Below are 18,603 nucleotides of genomic sequence, written 5' to 3'. Positions count from 1 at the left end.
GATGGAACGTTGGGGCCGGCTCACCGGCATGCTGTTTCAGATCGAACTGCTGCTGATCCTGGTGGCCGGAAGCCTCGCCGCCTTTCGGCTCGACGATCGCATGCTGCTCGCCACCGAAGCCGTGGGTGCGATCGCGTGGCTCGCCATGGCATGGGCACAGCAACGACCGGACGGTTCGCGCTTCGCCGAGTGGCGCGGCACCCTGCAGTTCGCCGCATGCTGGCTGATCTTTCCGGCGTTCAAGGCCATCCGCGCCGTGTACATCCATCATCCAGCCGACGGTGCGCTGCTCGCGCTGGATCGTCGCTTCTGGGGCGGTGCCAGCCTGCCTGAGCACCTGCTGGGCTGGGAGCACGCATGGCTGTCGGAGATCCTCAGCGCCGGCTACTTCCTGTTCTATTTCGTGGTGCTGATCCCGGTCATCGTCTTCAGCATCCGTCGCCGCAGCAGTGAAGCCAGGGCATTCTTCACCGGACTCACGCTGATGTATCTCGTGGGCTTCATAGGCTACGTGCTGGTGCCGGCGGGCGGGCCGTACATGGCCTTTCCGGAGACCTTCCCGTATCCGCCCCAAGGCGGGCCCATCACCACGTTCCTGGTGTCCGTGGTGAAGAACGGCATCACCGGCATGGATGTATTCCCCAGCCTGCATGCCGGCATCGGCACCTATGTGCTCGGCTTCTCCGCGCTGGGCGGTTACCGGCGCATCGCGGTGCTGCTCGCACCCGTCGTCATGGCGCTAGTCGTCGCCACCCTCTATCTGCGTTACCACTACGGCATCGACGTGCTGTGCGGCCTGGCGCTGGCCGCCGCCGTACTCACCTTCGTCCAACGTTATCGCAAGGAATGCTCCCCATGACTTATCTGTTCGCGCTCACCGATCCCCTGGCCAGCGACGTCGCACGCAGCGGGGGCAAGGGTGCCAGCCTCGCTCAGGCGGCGCAGCACCTGCCGGTGCCTCCGGGCATCGTGGTGGCCAGCGATGCCTACCGCGACTTTGTCGCGCCCTTGCGCGAGCAGCTCGCCGGCATCCTCGCCGACCGGCATCTGGACCACGACGCCCGCAGCGGGCGGATCCGCGCCCTGATGCTCGCGCAGCCCTTGCCGACCGGACTGGAACAAGCGCTGGCAACCGCCATCGACAACGCGGGGCTCGATGGCCCCGTGGCTGTCCGCTCGTCCGGCACCATGGAAGATCTGCCGGGCGCGGCCTTTGCGGGGCAGCACGATACCTTCCTCGGCGTGCGCGGCGCGGCGAACATCGCCGACGCCATCCGCGCCTGCTACGCCTCGCTATGGAATGCCCACGTGCTGCCCTATCGCGAGCGCATGGGGTTGAACCACCTGGATGCGGCGATGGCCGTCGTCGTGCAGCGGTTGGTGCGCGTCGGCGCCAGCGAGGCGGCCGGCGTGGCGTTCTCCATCGATCCGGTACGGGGCGAGCTTGACCATGTCTTGATCAATGCTTCGTTCGGCCTCGGCGAAACCGTGGTGGCCGGCGAATCTCCCGTGGATGAATTCCGCCTGCAACGCGGGGATTTCGCCGACACCGATATCGCCATTGCCGAGAAGGCCCGCGCCCTGGTGGCCGATGAGGCTGGTGGAACCCGCCACATCATGCTGCCCGCGGAACAGCGCTCGCACGCCTCGCTGGACGAAGCCCAGCGGCAGGCCGTAGCACGCCTTGCCGTCGCCGCCGAACTCCACTTCGGCTTTCCGCAGGACATCGAGTGGGCCTGGCAGGACGGTACGCTGTACCTGCTGCAATCGCGTGCCATCACCCGCGTTCCCGCCCGCTGGACGCGCGACGAATCGGCGGAGCGCTTTCCCAACCCGATGACGCCGCTCACCTGGGACCTGTGCGAAGAGGGCTTCCACGCTTCGCTCAACCACAGCTTTCGCCTGATGGGCTTGCCGCCCTTCGGCGACAAGTGGTTCGTGATGCGCGATTACCATATCTACGGCAACCAGAACGCCGTGCGGCTCTACAGCGGACGCACGCCCACGCGCATGCTCAAGGACGTGGAAAGCGTTCGCGCGGCCCTGCCCCAGATAGCCAGGCAGTTCGCTTGGGTGCAGGAGCTACCGGTGACATGGATGCGCGATCTGGACACCTACCTGATCGAGATCGGCTCGCTGATGCGCGAACCGCTGGATGGGTTGTCGCTGCCGGAACTGTGGGACTACGTGCTGCGCATCAACGCGCTGGGCACGCGTTACTTCCTGCCCAATATCGCCATCTCGCTGACCCAGCGCACCTTGTACGCCGGTCTGTTGCAGATGCTGCGACTGGCGCTGCCGCCCGAACAAGCGCAGACCGTGTTCGACCAGCTGCTTGCCGTCACCGATACCAAGACCGGACAGGTCAACGCCGAGTTGTGGTCGCTGTCACGGCTGGCTCGTGCCGATGCGGTACTGGTACAGGCCTTTGAGACCCTGCCGGGGCGCGATCTGCTGGAACGCCTGCCGTCGCATCCGGCCTTTGCGCAGGAGTTCCAGGCATTCCTGCAACGCCACGGCCATCGCGAACTGGACTTCGACGCCTATCACCCGACATGGATCGAAGCGCCGCACACCGTGCTGGACCAGCTCAAGATCCTGTGCCAGCGGCCCGACGAGGATCGCGCCAGCACCGAACGCCACCAGAAAGCCGCGCAAACCGCCATGGAACATCGCGTGCTCAGCGAGGCGCCGGAAGAGTTGCGCTACCTGGTGCACGAAGTCATCCGCCTGGCGCGTGCCTACACCGCACTGGACGACCTGGAGCATTACCAGACCACGCGCCTCACCCTGCCGCTGCGCCGCGGCCTGCGCGCCATCGGCGAACGCCTGGTGCAGGCTGGTGCGCTTGCCGATCCATCGGACGTCTATTTCGTGCCGCTTCGCACCCTGGATGCCGCCATGCGCGAACAGCGCCTGGATGCCATCCCGGCGGTCGTCGCCGAACACAAGCGCGGCTATGAAGCGGCCACGCAACGAGTGCCCGATTGGGTTTATGGCGAACAGGAAGCCGACGATGTCGTCGGCGAGGTGCTGAAGGGTCTGGGTGGCAGCCCCGGCGTGGTCGAAGGCGTCGTGTTCGTGGTGAGGGGCCCGGAGGATTTCTCCCGCTTTCCCAAGGACGCCATCCTGGTGGCCCGCACCACCAACCCGGCGTGGACGCCGCTGTTCTACCAGGCCACCGGCGTCATCACGGAAAGCGGCGGACCGCTGTCGCATGGCGCCGTCACCGCCCGCGAACTAGGCCTGCCCGCGGTCATGAGCGTACGCAACGTCACTCGCCTGTTGCGCGATGGCGAGCGCGTGCGCGTGGACGGGCGCAACGGCCAGGTGCGGCGTCTGGACGTCTGATGGATGGCTCGCCGCGCGGCTCGACAAGCCGCACGGCGAAACCTCTTCCTTTACGCCAGCGCTTGCGCATGCACGCCACGTACCGCCCGCCCGGAGGGATCGGCCTGCTGCGCGAACGCAGGGTCCCACGCCAAGGCAGCCGGTGATGAGCAGGCGATCGACTTGCCGCCCGGCACCGTCTCGGCACACGCCTGTCCCGGATAGAAACGCTCGAAGATGCGCCGGTACAGATAGGCCTCCTTGGTGGCCGGCGGATTGTGCGGGAAGCGCGTGGCCGCTGCTGCGAATTCGCGGTCGCTTACGGCCTGTTCCGCATGAGCCTTGAGCCCGTCGATCCAGCCATAGCCCACGCCATCGCTGAACTGTTCTTTCTGCCGCCAGAGAATCTCGTCCGGTAACGCACCCTGGAACGCCTCGCGCAACACGGCTTTTTCGATGCGCCCCTGCCCCGCCATCTTGTGCCGCGCATCCATGCCCATGGCCACGTCGAGGAATTCGAGGTCCAGGAACGGCACGCGCGCCTCCACACCCCAGGCCATCATCGACTTGTTGGCGCGCAGGCAGTCGTAGCTGTGCAGCGCATCGAGCTTGCGCACGGTTTCCTCATGAAATGCCTCGGCCGATGGCGCCTTGTGGAAGTAAAGGTAGCCGCCGAAGATCTCGTCCGAACCCTCGCCCGACAGCACCATCTTCACGCCCATCGCCTTGATACGGCGCGCGAGCAAATACATCGGCGTGGAAGCGCGAATGGTGGTGACGTCGTAAGTCTCGATATGCCGAATCACCTCGGGCAGCGCATCGAGCCCTTCCCAGAAGGTGTAGACGAAGCCGTGATGAACCGTGCCCAGCGCATCGGCGGCCACCTGGGCGGCGGCGAGATCCGGCGAACCCTCCAGCCCGATGGCGAAGGAGTGCAGACGCGGCCACCATGCCTCGGCACGGTCGTCGTCTTCCACGCGATGAGGCGCGAAACGCGCCGCGCACGCGGCCACCAGCGACGAATCCAGGCCGCCGGAAAGCAGCACGCCGTAAGGCACGTCGGTCATCAGCTGGCGATGCACGGCCTGCTCGAAGGCCTCGCGCAAATGCTGCGGCGACACCTCGTGGCCCTTGGTCTGCGCATAGTCGCGCCAGGGCTTGTGGTAATAGCGGCGCAGCTCGCCGTCAGCGCTGTCGTAGACGTGCCCGGGCGGGAACGGCGCCACATCGGCGCAGACACCGACCAGTGCCTTCATCTCCGAAGCCACGCACAGCCGCCCTTCGCTGTCATGCCCCCAGTACAGCGGGCAGACGCCGATGGGGTCGCGGGCGATCACATAACGCGATGCCTCGCTGTCCCACAACGCGAAGGCGAAGATGCCATTGAGCTTGGCCACCCATTCGGCCGGCACGCCGCCCTCGCGATACAGTGCGTTGATGACCTCGCAATCCGACCCGGTGGTGAAGTCGTAATGGCTGGCGGCGCGCAGTTCGCGATGGTTGTAGATCTCGCCGTTCACCGCCAGGGCCAGCGCGCCATCGCGCGAGTGCAGGGGCTGCGCGCCGCTGGCGGGGTCGACGATGGCCAGGCGCTCATGCACCAGGATCACTCCCGCATCGACAAACACGCCGCTCCAGTCCGGGCCGCGATGACGCTGGCGCTGGGACAATTCCAGCGCCTGCTGGCGCAACGCCGCCAGGTCATCGCCCGGTTGCAGGTCGAACATGCCGAAGATCGAACACATGACACGGTTTCCTTAGGTGGGTTTTCGCGGAGCGGAAAAACAAAAAGGCCCGCGATGAGCGGGCCTTTTTGCGTGAATGTTTGCGTTGTTCTGCCTACACGCCGGCCCACCCGTCGATGCGGGTATTATTGTTGGCGTTGTTATTCAGCGCGCACGCATGGCCGCCGGCCGTCGCCGAAGCGGCGGTGGCAACCATGGAAACGAAGGGGGCGCGGATGCAGGACATGGCGCCGAGTTCACCACAAGGCCCGGTCACTGGCAAGCGCCTCGTGAATCGTTTCATGTGTTTCCATCTTCGGGCTCTGTCCGCGGCTCGCGAATCCAGTCGATGGCCTTGACCAGTTCCGCATTGCGGAACAGCCGAAACTCGGCCGGCACGGCAAAACCCATCGCCGTCGCCGCAATGCGCAGCCACTGCACGTCGGTCACCAGCGCCACCCGGTCCCAGCCACTGAAGTGCCGAAAGCCCAGCATGGCGTCGTCCCACATGGCGCCCGGATCGAACCCGGTGAAGTCGGGCCCCAGGTGATAGAGCAGGCGCAGCTTGCGATACACCACGAATGCCGCCTCGATATCCGGCACCAGCACGCGCTCATAGTCGGCCGCCGTTACCTGCCCGCTGGCGCGAAACCCCAGCGTGCCCGCCGGCAACCCTTCGATTTGCTCGATCATCGGACGTCTCCCTTGAGATGTCTTTTTGTATCGCAGAACCGGTGTTATGGATGCGTCATGAGCGTCCGGCAAGGCAATGCGTCACTCAGTGCAACATGCTGGAAGCAGGCGCTGTCGCGCAACCGTCGATGGCCTGGGCGGCACGCCCCCTGGCATCGCCATCGCCGCCAGCCATCACCCCGTCGGGTCAGTTTCTGCCGCGTGGCGTCAATCTGCGGCGCGAATGCCCCGGATCATCACTTCCGCCTGAACCTGCCCCGCGATGGCCGACTCATCAAAGGCATGGCCCTCAATGCTGTCCTTCAACGAAGCGAAGCCATAGACCCAGGCACGCCAGTACACATGCCCACCCCGCGGATGCACCTCGCAAAAGATATCGAGAGGCTCGCCTTGCTCGTCGACAACGCTGAAATTGAGTTCCATACGGCACGACCTCTTGGAGCCTCATCGCGCGTAGCCCTACCCCGCAGCGCACGACACATGCGCCGCTAACCGGAATGCGAAGGCCTGGGGACCTGGGCGATGTCAATGCTCAGTGATGGGGAATCAAGTAACGTGCCAGCGCCACTCGCGCTATCGCCCCAGGGCACGCCCGCGGGGATAAGTGCGCCCGACAGGCAGCTCGACCCCGCTATGCGTCCACCGGGCGTGCCCTAACCCCAAAAACTGCCCTACTATCACGCGATGAACGCCACCCCCTTACCGTCATCGAACGATACGCCCCGCGGCAGCCTGGCCTGCGTCGGCATGGGCATGACCCTGGGCTCCCACCTCACGCCGTTGGCGCGCAGCCATATCGAGCAGGCCGACGTGGTATTCGCGGCCCTTTCCGATGCCGCGGTGGAGATGTGGTTGCAACGCATGCACCCGGACGTGCGCAGCCTTCAGCCCTACTACCAGGAGGGCAAATCGCGCATGCAGACCTATCGTCAGTGGGTCGGGCTGATGATGGCCGAGGTGCGTGCCGGCAAGCGCGTGTGCGGTGTGTTCTATGGGCATCCCGGCATCTTTGCGTGGTCCCCGCACAAGGCCATCGAGGTTGCCCGCGCGGAAGGTTTCAAGGCGCATATGGAGCCGGGCATTTCCGCCGAGGATTGTCTCTACGCCGACCTGGGCATCGACCCCGGTCGCTTCGGCTGCCAGCACTTCGAGGCCAGCCAGTTGCTTTTCTTTGAACGGCGCATCGACCCCACGGGCTACCTGGTGCTGTGGCAGGTCGGGTTGGTGGGCGATCGGTCACTGGGGCGATTCAAGACCGGTCCGGCCTACCGCCAGTTGCTGGTGGACCTGCTGAGCCACGACTATCCGCTCGACCACGAGGTGATCATTTACCGCGGGGCGACGTTACCGATCCAGAAGCCGCGCATGCAACGCCTCGCCCTGCGCGACCTGCCTCATGCACAAATGACGGCCGAGGAAACGGTAGTCTTGCCTCCGGCGCAAGCCTTGAAGCGGAACCTCGCCATTCAAGAGCGCCTGGATGCACTGGATAAGGCCAGTGCCCTCGCGTGAGGTACAAGGGGCGCCCCATAAGCACCGATAAGGATTGCCATGAAGTCATCGGGTTGATGACTTCATGGCACCAAGCTTGCTAGACCCGTCACGCCATTGCATCGCACCGCAAAAACAGGGGAAACATATGTCGGATACGATTGAACTGCTGGAAGCCATTGGCCAGAACGCAACACTACGCTACGCATCGGGCGAAGAACTGGCCGCCACCCTCGAACAGGCGCAGACCTCCACGGCCCTGATGGCCGCGGTGGTATCCGGCGATAGCTCAAGGCTATTCGAGGAACTCGGTCACAAGCTCATGCAGCACCCGCAAAGCTCCCAGACGGGTCACGAAGACGAAGAGTCGGACGAAGGCGACGAGCCGCCGCTTCCCCCGTCGCCCGAACACGGCAAGCCCTCGCCCCAGTCCTAGGCAAAGTCGACATGCCGCAGCGGTGGCATCGTCATTGGTCATGGCCTGCCTTGGCGGCCATGGCCTTTTGCGCGCTCGTGCAAGCGGGCCATGCCGTCGAAGCGGATATCGATGCAACGACGTTCCTTGACCAAACCGAACGGGTACGCACCAGCGATCACTCGCGCTTTGTCCGCATGCTGGGGCAAATTCACAGCGAGGCACCCTCGCTGACCTCCGGCCAGCAATGGCATCTGCGCTATCTTGATGCGTGGCAAGCGGCTTTTCAGGGTGACTACGGCAAAGCCAATGGCATGCTGCGGGACGTCATCGATCATTCCGGTGACATGACGCTGATCGCCAAGGCATCCGCCCTGCTGATGAGCAACCTTGGGCTCGATAGCCGCTATGAGGATGCCTACACGCTGGCCAACCGGCTGGCATCCGACCTGCCAAAGATCACCGACAAGCTGGCACGCTTCACCGTACTGGCCAACTTGTCGCAACTGCACGCTTTCGCCGGCCAATACGACCTGGCCATTCGCTATGCCCGCATGATGGAGGACACGCTTCCACCTGGGGAAACGCTGTGCAACCCGCTATCCATGCAGGTCAGCGCGCTCTACGCGAGCAAAAAACTGACGCCATCCCATCCGGAACTGCAGCGCGCCATCGACACCTGCCTGGCCGCCGGACAACCGGTGTTCACCAACACCATGTGGCTGGTCAAGGGCAACCTCTATCTGGACGGCAATCAGCCAGGCCAGGCTCTGGATCTGCTTAAGCGGATCATGCCCAGCATCAACGCCAACCATTACTACTCTCACATGCTGGCCGCCCAGACCGAGCTGGCGCAGGCCCATGAGAAGCTGGGCAACGATGAGGGCGCCCGAAAAGCAGCGCTGGCCGCCATCGCCATGAGTGCACCGGACGATATCAGCGAACTGTTGAAAGACGCCTACGAGGTGCTCTACCGGATCGAGAAAAAGCGAGGCAATGCCAGCGCCGCCCTGACGTACTACGAACACTATGTCGCCCAGGACAAGAGCTATCTCAATGACATCAGTGCCAGGGCGCTGGCCTACGAAGTGGCCCGGCAGCACATGCTGGTCCAAAAGCTCGAAACGGAAGGACTAAGCAAGAAGAACAACATCCTTCGCCTGCAACAGGCACTGGACACCAAGGCGGTCGAAACAAGCCGGCTTTATATCCTGCTTCTGCTTGTGGTCCTGGCATCCATCGTGCTGTGGTTGCTCCGGCTCAAGCGCTCGCAGCTCCGCTTCAAAAAGCTCTCACGCCACGATGGGCTCACCGGCATCCTCAACCACCAGCACTTCGTCAGCGAGGCCGATCGCGCCCTGCACCAACTGGAAAAAAAGTTGGGCACCGCCTGCCTGATTTCCATCGACCTGGACCACTTCAAGCAGATCAACGACACCCACGGTCATGCCGTGGGAGACGCCGTACTGAGGCAAGCCGCCGCCACCTGCCAACAGCAACTTCGCCCCACCGACTTGTTCGGGCGCCTGGGCGGCGAGGAATTCGGCATCCTGCTGATCGACTGCTCCCGCGACCAGGGCAAGGCGATCGCGGATCGCATCCGGGTAGCCATTGAAACCACCCCGGCCAACGAAGACGGATGCGTCGTGTCGTTCTCCGCCAGCGTCGGCCTGGCCTCCACCGATACCTCCGGCTACGGCCTGCAGCGCTTGCGTAGAGAGGCGGATGCCGCGCTTTATCGAGCCAAGCGTACCGGGCGCAATCGCGTCATCGCCGATACCGAGAACGATGGCGTGGTCGAAGCCTGAAGCACCTGGCACGCAACGGAAGGCCGCGCGAGCGGGGGTGGTCATCGCGCGGGAAAAAGATGGCGGCACATGGCCGCCATCAAGGAAGGTATCTCGAAACCGATCCTTAGCAGACTGCCTGCTTAGGCAGCGACCTGGCTTTCGATCTGGCGGACCTGCGCGGTTGTTGCCGCTTCGCCGCCAATCCTGATCTGGCGTGGCTTGAGCGCCTCAGGGATATCTCGCTTGAGGTCGATGATCAACAGACCATTCCGTAGGTCCGCGCTGGTCACCTGCATGTGTTCGGCAAGCTCGAAGCGACGGGTGAAGGGGCGATTAGCGATGCCGCGATGCAAAACCTCGCCGACATGATCGCCTTTGCGTTCCCCGGAGACCGTCAAGAGGTTGCCTTGTACCGAGATGTCGAGTTCGTCCTGGCTGAAACCGGCAACCGCCATCGTGATGCGATAGCGATCGTCGCTCAGCTTCACCGAATCGAAGGGTGGCCAATTGTCACCCTGCGGGGTGCGAGACGCGGCCTCGAGCAAGTCGAACACGTGGTCGAAGCCAATACTGGAGCGATGAAGCGGGGAGAAGTCGAGAACAGTTCGCATGGCCATATCCTCTGTGAGCAACATGGAAGGGACTGATCGCCGTGCGACTTGGCACGGTATCGCCAACCCCGAAGCGGCTGGCGTAGGGAAAAATAATCAGATATCCGCGTAGTTCAAGCCCCCCCAAAAGTGGCCATTAATGCATGGTTTTGCTTCATGCACAGGGCTTTGGCGGTGTGCCCGGATTCGCCCCCCTGCGCCCGCACCGATGGATCGAGCGCGAAAGGAAGGCCAGTCGCGTGGCCTTCCCAAAGCTGTCCGTCAATTTTTGGGCTTGGACGCCGCCTTGGGCGCCACCGTCACCGCCACGGCCTCCATGTAGGTAATGCGGACCAGTTCCCCCACCTTGAGCTTGGCCAGCATGGCCCGACGCTCCGGGTCCTTCACTTCGACCGTACGCTGCTTGCCGTCGGAGCCGGTCAAGGTCACCGTGTGGTGCTCTATATCGATGTCGGTAAGTTCGGTGGTCACCGTCACCGCGTGATTGGCCTCCATGGCCGGCTTCTCGCCCTTGTCGGCGGAACTCGAACCGCCTTCGTACTCCACACCGGTCTCAGCGCTATCGGCAGGCAGCAACTGAAGCGCCACGGCGCGCAGATAGTGGGTAGTCACCACATCACCCGGCTTGAGCTGATCGAGATTGTGTATGCCAGGGCCTGCCTCAATGGTGGTTTCCTTGCCATTGGGGTCGCGCAACGTCACGAAATGGGCCTTGGGATCCACGCTGACCACCGTGGCGGTCAACGTGGTCTCTTCTCTTGCCATCTCATGCGCGGTAGTCGATACGGTCGACGAATGCGCCACTTCTTGTGGCTGAGCGAATACGCACAACGGCGCCGTCACGGCCATTGCCATGCCGAACAAATACCACGACGAAAAATGCGGCTTGTTCATGGTGACGCTCTCCTCTGGGTTCGATTGACCTGAAGAAACCTCCTTAATCGCCGACGCATCATGCTGTCGACGCCCCCGACCGTCGGCGTGGCGTGACTCGGCCACTGCCGCTTCAATGATTCGAGCGAACGCGAGGGAATTCAGACTCGTGAGCACTGGCCCATACGCGCGCCGGTTCCATGGGCGGCGAAAGTACAGCCATATGATCCGGCTGGAACCGGTTGAACGCATCGCTGGCGGGCCCCACCGCGCTCGCGCCATTGCCTACAACTCTTCCCCAAGCAGAAGCACCGCCTCAACCGATGGCAGCCAGCCCCAAGGCGCCTAAGTAACGCGTTGCTCGTTACGGCAACGTGAGCGCAACACCAGCCGTGCGCTTCCAAAGTGGGGTGTCTTTCACATCTTATGCACAAAGTGGCGGAACTTATTTGGAACCTGGCGTAGTAACGTAATGGCTCATCGCAAATGAGGAATGGTCCCTTCACGAGCCGTGGGCGTTGCCGACTCCCCTCCACCATGCAACTCGACTCTGTGCATTCATTAAAGTGCTTACACTCCAGGATGTTGCCCATAAGCTGCGCCAGATGCGCACGACCGCGAAACTATCCCAGCAGCAACTTGCTGAGCTGGCGGGTGTAACGCGCTCGACGGTTTCGCGCATGGAAACCGTTGCCAAGGAAGATATGAGCCTGAAGGTTGTGCTGCGTCTTTTCGATGCAGCTGGTTACGAACTACATGTAGTAAAGCGCGGGAACGAGAGCGGCATGGATGCGGAATCCCCCTAGCACCATCGTCCAGCGGCACCTCCTATTGTCCGAGCCCACACAGAATGGATCATGGAAATCCCAGCAGCGAAACTCACCGACATTACGTTCCACCTGATTGTCGAGTCATCGCCCAGCGCCGTGCTTCTGGTCAACAACGACGGCCGCATCGCCTATGTCAATCGCCAGTGCGAGGTGCTGTTTGGCTACACCAATTCGGAATTGATCGGCCAACGCGTCGAGATACTGATACCAGAGCGTTACCGCGAGGGACATCCGGCGCTGCGCGCAGGGTATGGCGACAACCCTACCCTGCGCGCCATGGGCACGGGACGTGATCTCTATGCGCTGCGCAAGGATGGCACCGAGTTCCAGATCGAAATTGGCCTGAATCCGCTGGTGCTCGTCGACGGCATCTGGGTACTCGCGACCGTGGTGGATATCACCGAGCGCAAGCGCAGCGAGGAGCGGTTCCGTCAGGTGGTCGAATCGGCGCCCAATGCCATGTTGCTCGTCGACCGCAATGGCTCCATTACGCTGGCCAATCAACAGGCCTCCGTACTTTTTGGGTATTCGCAGGAGGAACTGCTGCACGCGCAGGTGGAAATGCTGATCCCGGAACGGTTTCGGCCGCATCACGGTGCCCTGCGCGATGGCTTCTTCGCGCATGCCCAAACGCGCTACATGGGCTCCGGACGCGACCTGGTGGGCTTGCGCAAGGATGGTACCGAGATGCCGATCGAGGTGGGCCTCAATCCCATTCAGACCGAGGACCATCTCATGGTCCTCGCTTCCATCGTGGACGTATCGGAACGCCGTGCGCAGGAAGAGCTGAGGGCCAAGAAAGAGGCTGCGGAGGCGGCCTACAAGGCCAAGGGCGAGTTGCTGGCCATCGCGAGCCACGATCTCAAGAATCCGCTTTCATCCATTGCCGGACTGGCCGAGATCATGCTCGACATGAAGAAGGCCGAGCCGGGGGCTTCCGAGCAGGACATCGAATTCCTCAAGAGCATCCACGAGGCTTCCAGCCATATGTTCGAGGTGGTCAAGGGCATCCTGGCCAACGAAGGGCTGGAACAGCAAGGCTTGGCGATCAGCGAGGCCGACATCGATCTGAGCGCGCTGGCGACGGACCTCACGCAGTTCGCCGTCCCTTCCGCGGGGCGCAAGCATATTCAAGTAACCACCGCCATCACCCCGAACATCCACTTCCTGGGCGACAAGACCCGCTTGCGCGAAGCGTTCGACAATTACATCAGCAACGCCATCAAGTATTCACCGCCGGGCAAGGCGGTAACGGTGTCGCTGGCCCCTACCGCCGATGGCCGCTGGATCGAGTTCGGCGTGCGCGACCAGGGGCCAGGTTTGACCGACGAGGACAAGTCCAAGCTGTTCGGCAAGTTCAAGAAGCTGAGCGCGCGCCCGACCGCCGGGGAATCCTCGACGGGCCTGGGGCTGTCGATCGTCAAGGCCATCATCGAACTGCATGGCGGCCAGGTCGGTTGCGACAGCGTGCCGGGACAAGGTGCCTATTTCTGGGCCCAGCTACCCTTCCGCGCCCCGGGCAACCCCTTCACCCCTGCCGCTTGACGGCCGCCGTCACGCGCTCCACTTCATCAACCGTAGTCAGGCCTTGCAAGGCTTTCAGGATGCCGTCGTACCGCATCGATGTAAATCCATGGCGCACGGCTTCACGTTCGATTTCGGTAATCGAGGCATGCTTGGTGATCATGTCGCGAATGCCATCAGTCACCACGAATATCTCGTGGACCGCTATCCGGCCGGCATAACCGGAGTTACCGCAGGCCTCGCATCCACGCCCGCGATAGAAATACACCTCTTCGTTGGTCCAGTCCTTGAACAAGACATTGAGGACATCCGCCGTGGCGGCGTACTTCTCCTTGCAGTGCAGGCAGATTCTGCGCACCAGCCGCTGCGCCACCACGCCAATCACGGACGGCGCCACCAGGTACGGGTCCAGCCCGATGTCCACCAATCGGGTGATCGCCTGAAACGAATTGTTCGTATGCAGCGTGGTCATCACCAGATGACCCGTCAGCGCCGCCTGGGAAGCGATGCGGGCGGTTTCCAGATCGCGAATTTCGCCCACGAGCACCACTTCCGGATCCTGCCGGAGAATGGCCCGCAGCGACCTGGGAAAATCCAGCTCGACCGCTGTGTTCACCTGGATCTGCGACAACCCATCGATGCGCAGCTCGACAGGGTCCTCGACCGTGACGATATTGATGTCCGGCGTATTGAGGCTGGACAGGGCCGAATAGAGCGTGGTCGTCTTGCCCGAGCCAGTGGGGCCGGTGACGTACAAGACCCCATGCGAAACCTTGATCATGTCGCCGAGCAGCTTGCGATTGCGCCGGGAAAGTCCCAGCTCGTCCAGCGACTTCACCACCTGGTCGGACGAACCGATGGCGCGCAGCACGGCCTTTTCGCCGAACGCCGTCGGCACCGTCGAAAGCCTGAAATCGTAGCTTTTGTCGCGCAATTCGAGACTGACGCGGCCATCTTGCGGCAGGCGTCGCTCGACCACATTGAGGCCCGACAGCACCTTCAGGCGGATAAGCAGCGGCTCCTTCAAGGCGCTGCCAAGCGTCAGCAAGGTATGCAGCTGGCCATCGATACGAAACCTGATCGCCAACGCCTTGGCCGTGGGCTGGATGTGAATGTCGCTGGCATTGTTCTTGATGCAGTAGAGCAGCAAGCCCCGCACCAGATGTACCACCCCGGCGGAAGACGCGAACTGCTTCAGTTGCTCTGGCGTGATCTGATCCGGATTGCGAGCCTGATCCGATAGCTCATCGCATACCCGCTGCAGATCCTCCTGGTTGCCATACTCGATCTCGATGTAGTTGGCGATCTCCTGCGGGAAGGCGAATACCGTGCTCACCGCGCTCCCCACCAGCCTGGAGAGCGTGGCTGTCGCCGCCTCATCCTCCGGACGCGCGGTGGCGCAGGTCAATACATTGCCCAGATAGTAGATGGGGATGCACTGCAGCTTGAGCGCCATGTCGCGAACCAGCTTTTCCAGCGCTTCGGCCTGGAACAGGGTCCGCGCCAGGGGCACATAGGCCTTGCCGATGCTGGTGCCGTATAGATGGCCAAGAAGTTCACGATCGTCCGGCAATGAAAGATGGCCGTAGAGACCGATGGCGATGTCGAAATCCTTGTTGCCGTACCGCAGCGGCAATTCCTCGGCTTCCGATTCATGCACGATGCCGTGTTCCACCAGGCTTTGCAGGAAATCGGATCTAGCCATGGGGGTCACGCTTCTTTCTGTTCTTGATGAGTTCCAGGATATCGGACTGCTTGACCGGACCCTGCGGCTTCTCCTCGGCCTCGGCTTCCATCTCGCGCAGCAGCCGGTGCAGTTCGAGCCGGTCGTCGTCGGCCTCTATCGGTTTCTCGCTCATGGCGGCGCGGCCTGGAAGTGTTCTTTCCACACATCGGAAAGCAGCTCCCGCATCTCCGCCGGAGGCGTGTCCTTTCTGATGTAGTGCGTGGCGCCCTCGTCAAGGCTGCCCTGGATGGAGGCGAGATCGGACATCGAAGTCAGCATGACCACCACTGCCTCGGGATCGAACGCGATGATCTGGCGCAAAGCCTCCCGGCCATCCTTGACTGGCATGTTGATGTCGAGCAGCACGACATCCGGCCGAAGCTCCCTGTACAGATCCACCGCCTGGGCGCCGTTTTCCGCCTCGGCAACGATCTCGCAATGGAACGGGATAAGGACAGCCTTCACTAGCTGGCGTACATGCTTCTCGTCGTCCGCCAACAGAACCCGTACTTTCCTGGACTCGGTCATTCGTGCTCCTGATGAATCATCGGGGCGGAACTCATGGCAAATACTGCGTCGCACTGGCCGTTTCATCAAGTGGGGGCGCTGCCGGGCGGATGAAGACGGGACGGCAGTCGCCTCTATCGCCAAGCGGGGCGATTCGTAACATCATCGCCAGCATGCCGTAGCCAATACGTATGTGCGCGTTGGAGCACATGGCTGGCGGCGACCAATGCGGCCCATCGTACCGAAGCAGGTTCCACGCCCCGCCGTTCTTGACTGTTAGGCAAGGCGGTTTATAACTTCTCGACATCCCTAAGGAATGGGTCTTCGCATGTTGCGTCCCTCGCCTCGGTTCGTGGATGCCACCCAAGCGCGACGGCGCTCCTTGGGGTTTACCTTGATCGAACTGGCGATAGTCGTCGCCATCGTGGCCATCCTGGCGTCACTGGGTGTGGCCACCTATCGGGTTTACGTATTGAAGGCCGAGACCGCGCAAACGCTGGTGTACTACGACCATATCCGGACGGTCATCGCCATAAGGACCGACGCGGACGCGGAAACAAGCCTGGAACGGGATAGCGTGCCGGGGGCCGTTCCGCCGGCGCTGACCGGCTCGCTGGACACACAGGAATTCAACGGCCTCGATGGCCTGACCTTCCAACTCATACGCGCGCCCGCAGGCACGTTTTCCTCGTTCCCCGCGAACGATACCTATGCGCTCATCGCTACGGCCAGCAACACCGCCGCCGTACTCCGGTTGCGCGTACTGCGTGCCATGTTGCCGTTTGGGGATGGCGACAAGGTCTGGATTCAGTCATCGTCGGTGGCGTCCGCCGCACAACTGATTTATCCCATTTACGGTGGATCGGCCACGGCCACGGGAAACACCGTTGCCGGCAATGGAAGTTCGACGGGCGGTAGCAGCCCGACGGGTACGCCCGGCAGCGAATCGAAGGACACCTCGATCAATGTGGGTTCCGGCATAACCACTGGATCAGCCACGCCTCCGGCAGGTTCGAATTCGGGCACAACCAGCGGGTCAGGCAACGCCAGTACATCGACGGGCAACACCACGACTTCGACCGGCACGGGTTCCAGCCCAGCGGGCGCCACATCGAGTGCGAGCGGCGTCGCTTCCTCCGGGGGCAGCTCGCCGGGCAGCGGCAATCCACCCAATACAAGTAATCCAACATCGTCCGCATCGGGAAATTCGAACATCACCGGCAGCGGTACGATCAATGGCGACACCTGGACGGCCTCCGCGCAGATTTGCATCGGTGGCGCAGGCGGCGGCGCGCTTACTGGCCAGACCAACACGTCTGCGATCTTCCAGGTGGTCACGCAGTACGCCAATTTCCAGGTGAACCAGATGATCAACCCCACGACCGGCTGTACGAGTTACAGCTACGGCGGACTGCCGCTTGGTTCCAATGCCCAGATAAGCGTGGTGCAAGTCGTGGATTACAACCCGCCGAACAGCGGCAGTACCTCCACGCTATGGGATGGCGTGAAACCCTCATTGACCATAAAGCCATGAATGACTCGATCCAGGACGAATGGGAAAAGCTGGTAAGGCAGAGCCGGAAAGACCCGGCCAAGCCGCCCGTGGAGCGGGAGCCGCCACCACCTAGGCGGCGCATCAAGTGGGGGCTGCCGGCGTTGCTCGTCCTCAGCTTGATCGCACTGGTGCTGCGCTTTCAGGGAACCTTGAATCCCTGGCCCGCCGGACCTTCACCGGATGAAATCAAGGCCGGGCAGCATGCCTCGCTGATGCTGGCCGCCAAGGCCATTCACGATTACGCCGTCTTCCACGGCAAGTATCCCCAGACAGTCGCACAAGTCCTGCCACTCACCGTCAACATCGAGTATCGGCAGACTTCAGATGGCTTCGAATTGAAGATGATCGGCGCCGACGGCGAACCCATCATCATTCGGGGGAAATGACTGTCCGTTGCCAGTGCCCGTTACCGTGAGGCGATGTTCAATTCCTGGGACAAGAACGATCTTGACGTCCTCCCCACGTTAGGTCCGGCATGAACTGAAAAATTCAGCCTTGGGGTTGGAAGTGAATCGTGCGGCAAACTCGGCCGGAGGGACATCACCGAGCGATGAGTGCGTGCGGAAATGATTGTAATCCTGTCTCCAGCTTTCGATCTTCTGACGGGCGACGTCCCCCCGCCTTCAGTAGCGGAGCGAATTAGAGCCCGGGGTTACTTTAGCTGCTCGGCGTAGGCGGCGGGCGTTAGCCCACCCAATGCCTTCTTGGGTCGCTCCTCGTTGTATTCCCGACGCCAGGTTTCGATCTCGGTGCGCGCGTGCAGCAGACTGGGGAACCAGTGCTCGTTGAGGCACTCGTCGCGGAGGCGGCCATTGAACGATTCGATGTAGGCGTTCTGGTTTGGCTTGCCCGGTTCGATCAGACGAAGCTGTACGCCGCGTTCGTGTGCCCAGCTGACCATGGCCTTGCCACAGAACTCCTTGCCGTTGTCACTCCGGATGACGGTGGGTAGGCCACGGCCGAGTGCAAGGCGATCCAGTACGCGCGTGACGCCAGTGCCGGAGATGGCTCGCTCGACTTCGATGACGACGGCCTCGTGGGTGGCATCGTCGACGACGGTCAGGCACTTGATGACGCGCCCGTCCGCCGTGCGATCGAAGACGAAATCCATCGACCAGACCTGGTTGGCTGCCGTCGGCCGCAACAGCGGCTGCCGTTCGCCCACGGGCACTTTCTTCCGCTTACGTCGCCGCACCTGAAGCTTCGCTTCCTGATACAGCCGCTCGACGCGTTTGTAGTTCACGAGTTGCCCTTCCTGACGGAGCTTCAGATAAATCATCCCGACGCCGTAGCGCTTGTGCCGGTGTGCCAGGGCCAGGATGCGTTCGCGCAGCGCCTCGTTGCGGTCCGCTCGTGGCGTGTAGCGCAACGCGCTGGGGCTCATCTGCACCACGACCAACGCGCGGCGCTCGCTCAGGCCTCGGTCCATCAGTTGCCGCACCATCGCCCGCCGGGCGGGTGCGGTCACCACTAATGGGATGGTCCGCCCCCTCCTTGGCGAGATAATCGCCACTCCCTTCGATGGAGGATTCGA

Annotated in this window: 19 protein-coding genes and 1 pseudogene; 9 read left to right on the top strand and 11 right to left on the bottom strand. The window is 62.6% G+C overall.

Annotated features, from left to right (window positions below; translation table 11 throughout):
- Position 1 precedes the first annotated feature (1 nt).
- Positions 2–859, top strand: coding sequence for a phosphatase PAP2 family protein (locus tag MJ606_RS06430; protein WP_243048620.1), 858 nt, complete (start codon positions 2–4; stop codon positions 857–859).
- A complete protein-coding gene (locus tag MJ606_RS06425; protein ID WP_243048619.1) occupies positions 856–3,351 on the top strand; it encodes a PEP/pyruvate-binding domain-containing protein in 2,496 nt (831 codons plus the stop codon). The genes MJ606_RS06430 and MJ606_RS06425 overlap by 4 nt, the downstream gene beginning before the upstream one ends.
- 50 nt (positions 3,352–3,401) lie before the next feature.
- Here the strand turns inward: MJ606_RS06425 and asnB are convergent, their stop codons facing one another.
- From asnB to MJ606_RS06405, 4 genes are all read right to left on the bottom strand, one after another.
- Complete coding sequence (gene asnB, locus MJ606_RS06420; RefSeq protein ID WP_243048618.1) at positions 3,402–5,075, bottom strand: asparagine synthase B; 1,674 nt, start codon at positions 5,073–5,075, stop codon at positions 3,402–3,404.
- Positions 5,076–5,169: 94 nt separating this feature from the next.
- A complete protein-coding gene (locus MJ606_RS06415) occupies positions 5,170–5,358 on the bottom strand; it encodes a hypothetical protein (protein WP_243048617.1) in 189 nt (62 codons plus the stop codon).
- Complete coding sequence (locus tag MJ606_RS06410; RefSeq protein ID WP_243048616.1) at positions 5,355–5,747, bottom strand: STAS/SEC14 domain-containing protein; 393 nt, start codon at positions 5,745–5,747, stop codon at positions 5,355–5,357. Before MJ606_RS06410 ends, MJ606_RS06415 begins: the two co-directional genes overlap by 4 nt.
- Before the next feature lie 207 nt (positions 5,748–5,954).
- A complete protein-coding gene (locus MJ606_RS06405) occupies positions 5,955–6,170 on the bottom strand; it encodes a hypothetical protein (RefSeq protein ID WP_243048615.1) in 216 nt (71 codons plus the stop codon).
- 261 nt (positions 6,171–6,431) lie between these two features.
- Here MJ606_RS06405 and MJ606_RS06400 point away from each other — a divergent pair, with 261 nt between their 5' ends.
- The 3 genes from MJ606_RS06400 (at position 6,432) to MJ606_RS06390 (ending at position 9,461) form a co-directional block, all read left to right on the top strand.
- Positions 6,432–7,259, top strand: a complete 828-nt coding sequence (locus MJ606_RS06400; protein WP_279236707.1) for an SAM-dependent methyltransferase — start codon at positions 6,432–6,434, stop codon at positions 7,257–7,259.
- Positions 7,260–7,386: 127 nt separating this feature from the next.
- A complete protein-coding gene (locus MJ606_RS06395) occupies positions 7,387–7,674 on the top strand; it encodes a hypothetical protein (protein ID WP_243048613.1) in 288 nt (95 codons plus the stop codon).
- A 77-nt stretch (positions 7,675–7,751) separates the two neighbouring features.
- Positions 7,752–9,461 (top strand): GGDEF domain-containing protein, encoded by a 1,710-nt coding sequence (locus MJ606_RS06390; RefSeq protein WP_343214799.1) that lies wholly within the window; start codon positions 7,752–7,754, stop codon positions 9,459–9,461.
- Between the two features lie 122 nt (positions 9,462–9,583).
- Here the strand turns inward: MJ606_RS06390 and MJ606_RS06385 are convergent, their stop codons facing one another.
- Together MJ606_RS06385 and MJ606_RS06380 are read right to left on the bottom strand one after the other, a co-directional pair.
- Positions 9,584–10,054: an Hsp20 family protein gene (locus MJ606_RS06385; RefSeq protein ID WP_243048612.1), complete on the bottom strand. Its 471-nt coding sequence runs from the start codon at positions 10,052–10,054 to the stop codon at positions 9,584–9,586.
- Positions 10,055–10,315: 261 nt separating this feature from the next.
- Positions 10,316–10,948, bottom strand: coding sequence for a hypothetical protein (locus tag MJ606_RS06380; protein WP_243048611.1), 633 nt, complete (start codon positions 10,946–10,948; stop codon positions 10,316–10,318).
- A gap of 497 nt (positions 10,949–11,445) precedes the next feature.
- On the opposite strand from MJ606_RS06380, the gene MJ606_RS06375 reads away from it, so the two are divergent.
- Both MJ606_RS06375 and MJ606_RS06370 read left to right on the top strand, forming a co-directional pair.
- The gene (locus MJ606_RS06375) at positions 11,446–11,733 is read left to right on the top strand and encodes a helix-turn-helix transcriptional regulator (protein ID WP_279236706.1); all 288 of its coding nucleotides are present in this window, start codon (positions 11,446–11,448) and stop codon (positions 11,731–11,733) included.
- 51 nt (positions 11,734–11,784) lie between these two features.
- On the top strand, positions 11,785–13,302 hold the full coding sequence (locus MJ606_RS06370) for a PAS domain-containing sensor histidine kinase (RefSeq protein ID WP_243048609.1): 1,518 nt from the start codon (positions 11,785–11,787) through the stop codon (positions 13,300–13,302).
- On the opposite strand, the gene MJ606_RS06365 is transcribed toward MJ606_RS06370, so the two are convergent.
- The 3 genes from MJ606_RS06365 to MJ606_RS06355 are packed head-to-tail and all read right to left on the bottom strand — an operon-like array spanning position 13,286 to position 15,535.
- Positions 13,286–14,986, bottom strand: coding sequence for a GspE/PulE family protein (locus tag MJ606_RS06365; protein ID WP_243048608.1), 1,701 nt, complete (start codon positions 14,984–14,986; stop codon positions 13,286–13,288). The two genes, MJ606_RS06370 and MJ606_RS06365, sit on opposite strands and share 17 nt — an antisense overlap.
- Positions 14,979–15,140 (bottom strand): hypothetical protein, encoded by a 162-nt coding sequence (locus tag MJ606_RS06360; RefSeq protein ID WP_243048607.1) that lies wholly within the window; start codon positions 15,138–15,140, stop codon positions 14,979–14,981. Before MJ606_RS06360 ends, MJ606_RS06365 begins: the two co-directional genes overlap by 8 nt.
- Positions 15,137–15,535 carry a response regulator transcription factor gene (locus MJ606_RS06355; RefSeq protein ID WP_243048606.1) on the bottom strand — a complete coding sequence of 133 codons (399 nt, stop codon included), beginning with the start codon at positions 15,533–15,535 and terminating at the stop codon, positions 15,137–15,139. Before MJ606_RS06355 ends, MJ606_RS06360 begins: the two co-directional genes overlap by 4 nt.
- A 373-nt stretch (positions 15,536–15,908) precedes the next feature.
- Between MJ606_RS06355 and MJ606_RS06350 the strand changes: the two genes are divergently transcribed.
- Positions 15,909–17,048 (top strand): hypothetical protein, encoded by a 1,140-nt coding sequence (locus MJ606_RS06350; protein WP_243048605.1) that lies wholly within the window; start codon positions 15,909–15,911, stop codon positions 17,046–17,048.
- Positions 17,045–17,455 (top strand): hypothetical protein, encoded by a 411-nt coding sequence (locus MJ606_RS06345; RefSeq protein ID WP_243048604.1) that lies wholly within the window; start codon positions 17,045–17,047, stop codon positions 17,453–17,455. Before MJ606_RS06350 ends, MJ606_RS06345 begins: the two co-directional genes overlap by 4 nt.
- Positions 17,456–17,533: 78 nt before the next feature.
- On the opposite strand, the pseudogene MJ606_RS18260 reads toward MJ606_RS06345, so the two are convergent.
- Both MJ606_RS18260 and MJ606_RS06340 read right to left on the bottom strand, forming a co-directional pair.
- Positions 17,534–17,683, bottom strand: a pseudogene (locus tag MJ606_RS18260) (integrase core domain-containing protein); the annotation flags it as partial.
- A 38-nt stretch (positions 17,684–17,721) separates the two neighbouring features.
- The coding region (locus MJ606_RS06340) for an IS3 family transposase (protein WP_279236705.1) at positions 17,722–18,603 on the bottom strand (882 nt) is incomplete at its 5' end.

The sequence above is a fragment of the Dyella sp. RRB7 genome (assembly GCF_022761115.1).
Taxonomy (GTDB): domain Bacteria; phylum Pseudomonadota; class Gammaproteobacteria; order Xanthomonadales; family Rhodanobacteraceae; genus Dyella.
Note: the sequence above shows the minus strand (reverse complement) of the source record. Positions and strands in the feature narration are given on the sequence as shown.

Excerpts from the sequence above, each read along its gene's own strand:
- MJ606_RS06355 (WP_243048606.1), bottom strand. The coding sequence starts at position 15,535 with ATGACCGAGTCCAGGAAAGTACGGGTTCTGTTGGCGGACGACGAGAAG.
- MJ606_RS06365 (WP_243048608.1), bottom strand. The coding sequence starts at position 14,986 with ATGGCTAGATCCGATTTCCTGCAAAGCCTGGTGGAACACGGCATCGTG.
- MJ606_RS06410 (WP_243048616.1), bottom strand. The coding sequence starts at position 5,747 with ATGATCGAGCAAATCGAAGGGTTGCCGGCGGGCACGCTGGGGTTTCGC.
- MJ606_RS06405 (WP_243048615.1), bottom strand. The coding sequence starts at position 6,170 with ATGGAACTCAATTTCAGCGTTGTCGACGAGCAAGGCGAGCCTCTCGAT.
- MJ606_RS06415 (WP_243048617.1), bottom strand. The coding sequence starts at position 5,358 with ATGAAACGATTCACGAGGCGCTTGCCAGTGACCGGGCCTTGTGGTGAA.
- MJ606_RS06370 (WP_243048609.1), top strand. The coding sequence starts at position 11,785 with ATGGAAATCCCAGCAGCGAAACTCACCGACATTACGTTCCACCTGATT.
- MJ606_RS06430 (WP_243048620.1), top strand. The coding sequence starts at position 2 with ATGGAACGTTGGGGCCGGCTCACCGGCATGCTGTTTCAGATCGAACTG.
- MJ606_RS06345 (WP_243048604.1), top strand. The coding sequence starts at position 17,045 with ATGAATGACTCGATCCAGGACGAATGGGAAAAGCTGGTAAGGCAGAGC.
- MJ606_RS06380 (WP_243048611.1), bottom strand. The coding sequence starts at position 10,948 with ATGAACAAGCCGCATTTTTCGTCGTGGTATTTGTTCGGCATGGCAATG.
- MJ606_RS06425 (WP_243048619.1), top strand. The coding sequence starts at position 856 with ATGACTTATCTGTTCGCGCTCACCGATCCCCTGGCCAGCGACGTCGCA.
- MJ606_RS06395 (WP_243048613.1), top strand. The coding sequence starts at position 7,387 with ATGTCGGATACGATTGAACTGCTGGAAGCCATTGGCCAGAACGCAACA.
- MJ606_RS06385 (WP_243048612.1), bottom strand. The coding sequence starts at position 10,054 with ATGCGAACTGTTCTCGACTTCTCCCCGCTTCATCGCTCCAGTATTGGC.
- MJ606_RS06360 (WP_243048607.1), bottom strand. The coding sequence starts at position 15,140 with ATGAGCGAGAAACCGATAGAGGCCGACGACGACCGGCTCGAACTGCAC.
- MJ606_RS06400 (WP_279236707.1), top strand. The coding sequence starts at position 6,432 with ATGAACGCCACCCCCTTACCGTCATCGAACGATACGCCCCGCGGCAGC.
- asnB (WP_243048618.1), bottom strand. The coding sequence starts at position 5,075 with ATGTGTTCGATCTTCGGCATGTTCGACCTGCAACCGGGCGATGACCTG.